The 7608-nt window shown below is 77.0% G+C and carries 6 protein-coding genes; 1 reads left to right on the top strand and 5 read right to left on the bottom strand.

The window, feature by feature from the left end:
* The coding region (locus EDJALFJO_RS16755; protein WP_088287281.1) for a nitroreductase at positions 1-930 on the bottom strand (930 nt) is incomplete at its 3' end.
* 504 nt (positions 931-1434) lie between these two features.
* Between EDJALFJO_RS16755 and EDJALFJO_RS16745 the strand changes: the two genes are divergently transcribed.
* A complete protein-coding gene (locus tag EDJALFJO_RS16745) occupies positions 1435-3771 on the top strand; it encodes a heavy metal translocating P-type ATPase (RefSeq protein WP_088287277.1) in 2337 nt (778 codons plus the stop codon).
* Positions 3772-3782: 11 nt separating this feature from the next.
* Here the strand turns inward: EDJALFJO_RS16745 and EDJALFJO_RS16740 are convergent, their stop codons facing one another.
* The 4 genes from EDJALFJO_RS16740 to EDJALFJO_RS16725 form a co-directional block, all read right to left on the bottom strand.
* Positions 3783-4433 (bottom strand): dihydrofolate reductase family protein, encoded by a 651-nt coding sequence (locus tag EDJALFJO_RS16740; RefSeq protein WP_088287275.1) that lies wholly within the window; start codon positions 4431-4433, stop codon positions 3783-3785.
* 80 nt (positions 4434-4513) lie between these two features.
* The gene (locus EDJALFJO_RS16735; RefSeq protein ID WP_088287273.1) at positions 4514-5266 is read right to left on the bottom strand and encodes an HNH endonuclease family protein; all 753 of its coding nucleotides are present in this window, start codon (positions 5264-5266) and stop codon (positions 4514-4516) included.
* Between the two features lie 60 nt (positions 5267-5326).
* Positions 5327-6148 carry an HDOD domain-containing protein gene (locus EDJALFJO_RS16730; protein WP_088287271.1) on the bottom strand — a complete coding sequence of 274 codons (822 nt, stop codon included), beginning with the start codon at positions 6146-6148 and terminating at the stop codon, positions 5327-5329.
* Positions 6145-7587 carry a sensor domain-containing diguanylate cyclase gene (locus tag EDJALFJO_RS16725; protein WP_088287269.1) on the bottom strand — a complete coding sequence of 481 codons (1443 nt, stop codon included), beginning with the start codon at positions 7585-7587 and terminating at the stop codon, positions 6145-6147. The genes EDJALFJO_RS16730 and EDJALFJO_RS16725 overlap by 4 nt, the downstream gene beginning before the upstream one ends.
* Positions 7588-7608: the final 21 nt, after the last annotated feature.

Genomic DNA, 7608 nt, shown 5'->3' with positions numbered 1-7608 from the left:
TGCTGCGGCCGCGCCGGGGCGCCGGCCCAGCCGCAGCACCGCCTGCGGGTGCAGCCCGTCGCCGAGCATCGCCGCGAGCGCCGTCCGGCGGGCCGGGTCCTCGCAGACGCTGTTCGCGAAGCCCGTGGCCAGCCCGTGCTCGGCGGCGACGAGGAGCACCCGCTGCAGGGCCTGCCCCGCGGCGAGCCAGCTCGCGCGGTCCTCCCCCGGGGTCGCGAGGACGGCGAGCATCGGCGCCGCCCGGACGAGTGCGGCGTCCTGCGCGCCGACGTACCCGCCGAGGTCGAGGTAGCGGACCGCCAGCCGGGCCGGGACGACGGTCGCGACGGACGCCGGGACGCCGTCGCGGCGCCACCGCGGACGCACCCAGCGCGCCTGCTCGGCCCGCCAGCGCCCGTCGAGGCCGCGCTCGGCGTCCGCGCCGGCGACGAGCCGCGCGACCGCGTCCCGCGCCCCGGCCGGGATCTCGACGAGCCGGGCGCCCTCGGCGTGGGCCTCGGCGGCCAGCCGGTCGCGCAGCGGCTCCGGCACCTGTTCGGCGCGCATCGGGCCGTGCCAGGTGCGGCGCACCGGGACGGCCGCGTCGAGGACGGCGAACTCGGCGTCGACGGGGTGGTCGGCGAGGCGGATGGTGGCGAGCACGTCCGGGTGCGCCGGGTCCGGCAGCGGGTCGACGTCCACCCCGAGCTGTTCGCGCGCCGCGGCGACCCGGAACGTCAACAGGGCGGCGCCGCAGGCCATGACCGCCTCGCGGCCGCCGGGGTCGCTCACGGGCAGGACGCGCGCGTCGTCGCACGCGAGCCCGAGCTCGGCGCCACCGTCGCGGACGGTCCAGCGCCAGGGCTGGACGTTGCGCGGGGAGGGTGCCAGGTTCGCGCGCTCGACGAGCGCGAGCAGGTCCGGCAGGCCGAGCTGGACGGTCGATGTCATGGAACTCGCCTCCGTACCCATTGTCCCGCAACGGATCATGACGCGGGCGGGACCTGGTGCTCAGGCCGGCCGTACCAGCACCGTCAGCCCGGGACGGCGGAGGGCCGCCGGACGCACTCGGCGTCCGGCGGCCCTGGCGTGCGTCCGCGGTGAGCGGTGATCAGTCGGCGTCGAGACCGTGGCAGACGGTCCCGTCGCAGCCCTCGCCGGTGCAGTGGCACACCGAGCAGAGCTGCTCCTCGCAGGTCTTCGTCGTCGCTGTCATGGATCTATCACCCTCGGAGATCTCGTGTCCGCGGTCGGTCCCGCGGTCGTCGCCCGGTGCGTCCCCGGGCGTCCCGCGTCTGCGGGTGGCCCCCGCGTCGATGCGGGCGGCCACAAGAAGCATCGGTCAGCGGGCAGCCGGTCACCCGGGACCCAGGGCCCGTCGTGGGCGCTCTCACAGCACGGCCGGGGCGACCTACGTCCCCGGCGGCGGGGCGTCCGGGGCGCAGGCTTTGGAGCATGGACCCCCGCGCGCCGCACCCCCGCCGGAGGGTGCCGTCCGTCGAGGCGGTGCTCTTCGCCGTCACGACCGGAGCGGTCGCCGCCGGCTTCCTCGCCAGCCCGCTGTGGGTCGCCGGTGCAGCGGTCGGCCTCGTCGCCGCCACGGTGTGGGTCGCCGGGTCGCTGCGCCGCCGCGAGCCCGGGGTCGACGTCATCGCCGTGCTCGCGCTCGTCGGGTCGCTCGCCGTCGACGAGCCGCTGGCCGGCGCCGTCATCGCGTGGATGCTCGCCTCCGGCCGGCTGCTCGAGCAGCGCGCCCAGGCCCGGGCCCGTCGCGAGCTGAGCCTGCTCGTGGCCCGCGCGCCCCGGACGGCGCGCCGCCGCACCGGCGGCGACCCGGACGGGAGCGACCCCGACGAGGGGGTCACCTTCGTCGAGATCGGCGTCGGGGAGGTCGTCCGGGGCGACGTCCTGCTCGTCGGGCCGGGCGAGGTCGTGCCGGTCGACGGGCACACCGTGTCCGTCGCGACGCTCGACGAGTCCGCGCTCACCGGAGAGTCGCTCCAGGTCGACCACGTGGCGGGCGACGAGGTCCGCAGCGGCGCCGTGAACGCCGCATCGCCGTTCGAGCTCGTCGCGTCCACCGCGGCCGCCGACTCGACGTACGCGCGGATCGTCCGCCTCGTCGAGCAGGCGCAGGCCTCGAGCGCGCCGTTCGTGCGTGCCGCGGACCGGGTGGCCGTCGCGTTCGTGCCGCTGACGCTCGCGCTCGCCGGCGCGGCCTGGGCCCTGTCCGGCGACCCCGTGCGCGCCGTCGCGGTGCTCGTCGTCGCGACCCCCTGCCCGCTGCTGCTCGCCGCCCCGATCGCCGTCATCTCCGGGCTCTCGCAGGCGGCCAGGCGCGGGGTCGTCGTCAAGGGCGGCGGCGCGCTGGAGCGGCTCGCCGCCGGGCGGGTCCTCCTGCTCGACAAGACCGGCACGCTGACGCGCGGCCGCCCGACCGTGCGGGACGTCGTCCTCGCGGACCCGCCGGCGCCCGACGCCCCGGACGCCGCGACGCTCCTGCGGCTGGCCGCGAGCCTGGACCAGGTGTCGCCGCACGTGCTCGCCAACGCCGTCGTCAGCGCCGGGCGCGGCCGGGGGCTGGCCCTCGCACTCCCGTCGGACGTCGAGGAGCGGCACGGCAGCGGCATCGAGGGCGACGTCGACGGACTGCGGGTCCGGGTCGGCAAGGCGGCCTGGGTCGTCGGCGCACCGGGCTCGCCGGACGAGCCGGCCTGGGCCCGCCGGGTCCGCCGCCGGTCCGCGCTCGACGGCACGACCGCCGTCCTCGTCGGGGTCACCGGTGTCCCGGCCGGGGCGCTCCTGCTCGAGGACCCGATGCGGCCCGACGCACCGCGGACGATCCGGGCGCTGCGGCGCGCGGGGTTCGAGCGGGTCGTCCTCGTCACCGGCGACCGGGAGGACGTCGCCCAGTCCGTCGGGCGGGTCGTCGGCGTCGACGCGGTCCACGCCGAGACCGACCCGCAGGGCAAGCTCGACGTCGTCCGCGAGGAGAGCCGGCACGGCCTCACCGTCATGGTCGGTGACGGCGTCAACGACGCCCCCGCGCTCGCCGCCGCCGGGGTCGGCGTCGCGCTCGCGGCCCGCGGGGCCACCGCGAGCAGCGAGACCGCCGACGTCGTCCTCACCGTCGACCGGGTCGACCGGCTCGCCGAGGCCGTCGGGATCGCCCGGCGCTCGCGCCGGATCGCCTTCCAGGCGGTCGGGGTCGGGATGGGGCTCTCGCTCGTCGCCATGGGGTTCGCCGCGGCCGGCCTGCTCGCACCGACCGCGGGCGCGCTGCTCCAGGAGGTCGTCGACGTCCTGGCGATCGGCGTCGCGCTGCGCGCCGTGCTGCCCGCCCGCCGGCGTGGCGCGGCCCGGCTCACCCCCGCGGACGTCGAGCTCATGACGGGCTTCCACGCCGAGCACGACGCCGTCCGCGGCATCGTCGAGGAGGTCCGCGTGGTCGCCGACCGGGTCGCACCGGGCAGCGCCGCCGACCGGCTCGACGAGGTCCAGACCCTGCTGCGCCGGCTGGAGACCGAGCTGCTGCCGCACGAGCTCGGCGAGGAGGAACGGCTCTACCCGGTCGTCGCCCGGGTCCTCGGCGGCGACGACCCGATCGGCGCGATGAGCCGGACCCACGCCGAGATCTCGCACCAGGTCTGGCGGCTGCGCCGGATGCTCGAGCCGGGAGAGGCCCCGGACCCGGTCGAGGTTCAGCGGCTGCTCTACGGGCTGTACGCGGTGCTGCGGCTGCACGACGTCCAGGAGGAGGAGGGGATGTTCAGCCTCATCCCCTCGCAGTGACCCGCAGGGCGTCAGCGCCGCCAGAACAGGTGGTGCACCACACCGCTGCCGCCCGGGCTCGGGACGACGTCGTGGTGGAACCTGTCGATGAGGTCGTCCGGCGACTCCCACAGCCGCAGGCCCGACCCGGCGGTGATCGGTGAGACCGCCACGTGCAGGGTGTCGACGAGGTCCGCGTCGAGGAACTGCCGCACGGTCCTGACCCCGCCCCCGAGCCGGACGTCCTTGCCCCCGGCCGCCTCCCGGGCCTGCTCGAGGACGTCGGCCGGCTCGCCGGTGACGAAGTGGAACGTCGTGTCGGAGAGCGTGATCGACGGGCGCGGGTGGTGCGTGAGCACGAACACCGGCGTGTGGAACGGCGGCTCGTCGCCCCACCAGCCCTGCCACTCGTGGTCCTGCCAGGGCCCGCGCTGCGGCCCGAACTTGTTGCGGCCCATGATCTCGGCACCGATGTTGTTCGCGAAGTCGCGGGTGAAGTAGTCGTCGAGGCCGCGGCTGCCGCCGGGCTCGGTGCGGTTCGGCCAGTTCGCGGTGGCCCCGGCCCAGGCGAACATCGTGCCGGGGTCGAGGTGGCCGAACGGCCGTTCCAGGCTCTGGTCCTCCCCCGCACCGACCCCGTCGGCGGTGACGTTGAAGTTCTGCACCCTCAGCAGCTGGGCCACACGTTCCTCCTGCGGTGTCGACGTCGTCTGCGGGTGGGACCCTACGCGGCGGCCGGACTCATCGGGCCGGTCCCACCCGGTCAGCCGGGCAGAGGTACACCCGGGCAGGTCGCGAGGACGCGCCGCATCGCCGTCCGCTCCGGCGGGGTGACCGTCAGGCCCCAGCGGCGCTTCACGGCGACCTGGCGGGCGACGAACGGGCAGCGGGACGCCGCACGCGGCGGCAGCCAGCCCGCGGCGTCCAGGGCGGCCTTGCCCTGGTTCGAGGCGCGGCTCGTCGCGAGCAGGTTGAGCGGGTCGTTGGCGAACTCCTCACGCCGCGGGGGCGGCCAGTCCCACGCGCCGGTGCGCCAGGCGGCGGCGAGTGCGACGACGTGGTCGATCTCGACGAGCGGGGACGTCTGCGGGCCGCGGACGAACGCCACCGTCTCGCCCGTGTACGGGTCGGTGAGCCGGCCGGTGCGGACGACGCAGCCCCGGGTCCGCGGGTCGAGGCCGACCTGCGCGAGGTCGCGGCGCAGGACGTCGTTGCGGGTGTCGCAGCCGTTGCGGTCGACGTCCGCCCAGCGCTGCCCGAAGGCGTCGCGGTCGTAGCCGTCGACGAGACGGAACGGTGCGACGGGCAGGGCGTCGAGGGCGGCGAGCGCGGTCCCGGGGGCCGCGGGGACGCCGTCCGCCCCGCCCGCGGCCGCGGGTCCGCTGCTGCCGGCCGAGGCGCGCCACGGCAGGCGGTCGGTGACGGCGCCGCAGCCGCCGATGCAGGCGACGACGAGCACCGCCGCGGCGAGCCGCGCGGGCACGCCCGGCGGGCGCACAGCTCTCGCGGACCCCATGGGCGGCAAGGCTAGGCCGTGCCGAGGACGGCGCCGGGCAGGGCCGGGGTCAGCGGCGGGTCAGCGGCGGGTCTGGAGCCCGTCGAGGAGGGCGGCGGCCCGGCTGCTGACCCGCTCGTAGAGCGCCGGCAGCTCGTCGGGCGTGACGAGACCGTCGGTGAGCCAGGCGATCGACGGGTCGGTGACGTCGGGCGCGACGTCGCGCAGAAGCTTGTCGGCGACCGCGCGGGCCGCGTGCAGGGTCCGCTCCAGGGGCGCGGCGTCGGGCAGCAGCGCGTCGTGGTGGCGGGCGATGAGCGTGCAGACCCGGTCCGGGAAGTGCCACAGGGACAGCACCCGCGCCCCGACGACCTCGTGCGTCGTCCCGTAGGCGGCGACCTCGGCGTCGGCGAGCGCCGCGACGTCGTCCGGCTGCGGCAGGCACACCAGGCCGAGCGGGCGGTGCTGGTGGAGCAGCGCCGAGCCGAGCGTGTGCAGCAGGCCGAGGGAGAAGGCGTCGCCGGTGTCCGCCTCGAGCAGCGGTGCGAAGACCTCCGCGGCGGTGGCGGCGAGCGCCGCGCCCTCCCAGAAGCCGTGCGGGGTGGCGTCCGGGTCGTCGAGCCCGGCCGCGGCGACGACCGCGAGGCTGCGCACGGTCTGGAAGCCGACGACCGAGACGGCGAAGGGCAGCGTGCTCACCCGGCCGGACAGCCCGTAGTAGCTGGAGTTCGCGACCCGCAGCACCTTCGCGGCGAAGACCGGGTCGGTGCCGATCGCCCGCGCGAGCTGCTGGGCCGAGGTGTCGGGGTCGTCGCAGAGCTGGAGCACGCGCGCGGCAGCCTGGGCCCGGGCGGGCAGCTGCTCGTGGCGCGCGAGGAGGGTGTCGACGGCGTCGACGGTCACAGCGTGCTCCCTTCGGCGTCGTCGGCCGCGTCGGGGCGTCCGGTGGTGGCGTGCGCCATCCGGTACCCGCCCGAGCCGGCGGCCTTGGCGTCGTACATGACCCGGTCCGCCGCGCGCAGCAGCGTCTCGGGGGTGTCGACCTGCGAGGGCATCGCGATCCCGAGGCTCGCCGACAGGAGCACCTCGCGGCCGGACACCTTGAGCGGGCCCGCGAGCGCGGCGAGGTGCCGCCGTCCGGTGGCCTCCGCCTCCTCGGGGCTGCCGACGTGGCGCAGGACGACGACGAACTCGTCGCCCGCGATCCGGGCGATGACGTCCTGGTCGCGGGCCGTGCGCTGCATCCGCCGGGCGACCTCGATGAGGACCCGGTCGCCGGCCTCGTGGCCGTACGTGTCGTTGACCTCCTTGAAGCCGTCGAGGTCGAAGAACAGGACGGCGAACGCCCGGTCGTGGCCGCGCCGGCTCGAGAGCAGCTCGGTGAGGACGGCGACGAGGCGGCGCCGGTTGACCAGCCCGGTGAGCGGGTCGTGATGCGCCTGGTAGGACATCTGCTCCTCCCAGGCCCGGCGGACCGTGACGTCCTCGGCGGTGCCGACGAAGCCGGAGGCCCGCGACGGGGTCGTCGTGGGGGCCAGGCGCAGGTGCAGCCAGCGCTGGGAGGACCGGGCGGGGGCCGTGCCCGGTGCGGCGTCGTCCGGGCCGTCGTTCGGCTGCGGCACCCGGGAGGTGACCGGCGCGGCGAGCCGGACCCGCAGGTCGCGCTCCTGGCCGGCGAGGACGGCGTGGACCGCCTCGAGGAGCTCGGTCCGGTCGTCGGGGTGGATCGCGTCGACCCAGGCCGTGCCGGTGAGGGCACCGGTGTCGGTGCCGAGCAGCTCGGCGAACGGACCGTTGACGTAGCCCAGGCGCAGCCCGGCCTCGGAGAGGAAGATCCCGACCGGGGCGTGCTCGGCCAGCGCCCGGAAGCGGTGGTCGGCCTCGGCGGCCGCCGTCCGCGCGGCCTTCGCGTCGTCGACGTGGGCCGTGAGCGTCACGAGCCAGCCGCCCTGGAGCGGGACGACCTGGACCTGGACCCGCCGGGTCGACTCGTCGGGGCGGCGGACGACGCCGATGCCCTGGCCGCCGGTGCCGCGCAGCAGCGACGCGGCGACGAGAGGCCACGCCTGGCCGCGCTGGTGCCGGGGCGCGGCGTCGAGGAGGAGGACGTCGTCGAGCTCACCCTGCCCGAGGCCCAGGAGCTCGAGGGCGGCCGGGTTGGCCCAGACGACGCGGACGTCCCGGGTCTCGTGCTCGGCCGTCGGCTCCGCGGCGGGACCCAGCCGGCCGGCGAGCGCGACGGCGGCGCCGCCCCGTTCGGCGGCGGCGTGCCACGCCTGCGTGAGCACGGTCTCGAGCTGCGGGACGGTCGGTCCGACGTCCACGCGTGCACCCTCGCTCATGCCCCTCCTTCACCCGTCGGG

The sequence above is a fragment of the Kineosporia sp. A_224 genome, assembly GCF_002198655.1.
Lineage (GTDB): Bacteria > Actinomycetota > Actinomycetes > Actinomycetales > Kineosporiaceae > R-H-3.
Note: the sequence above shows the minus strand (reverse complement) of the source record. Positions and strands in the feature narration are given on the sequence as shown.